Source organism: Cobetia sp. SIMBA_158, assembly GCF_046566945.1.
In the GTDB taxonomy this organism is placed as follows: Bacteria; Pseudomonadota; Gammaproteobacteria; order Pseudomonadales; family Halomonadaceae; genus Cobetia; species Cobetia amphilecti.
In genome coordinates, this window is the sequence record NZ_JAWJYL010000117.1 from 1 (window position 1) to 367 (window position 367).

The window sequence follows — 367 nt, forward strand, 5'->3', positions numbered from 1 at the left end:
GTCATTTAACAGCTTAGATAAAACGCTATTAGCGCTACGAAAGCAAACTGGCGAAATATGCCGACTCTTTAATAAAAGCCCAAGTAAAGGTAATTTAAAACGTATTAAAGAGCTGTTCCCTCAATGCGGTGAAGGGGTAATTATAGAATCGGGTTTTCATTGCGATTATGGTAATCAAATAACTATTGGTGATCGTAGCTTTATAAACATTAACTGTACGGTATTAGATGCTCCAATTAGTGAGGGAGCTATAAGCATTGGCGACGATTGTTTAATTGGCCCGAACGTTCAACTTTTGGCAGTATCTCATGCGGTTAACCCCACAGAGCGACTCAATAAAGAGAACTTTGCAGCACCGATAATCATT

1 protein-coding gene is annotated in these 367 nt (G+C 39.0%); it reads left to right on the forward strand.

The annotated features are described in order from the left end of the window. On the forward strand, positions 1-367 hold a 367-nt coding region (locus R2R70_RS19235), incomplete at both ends, for a sugar O-acetyltransferase (RefSeq protein ID WP_410978786.1).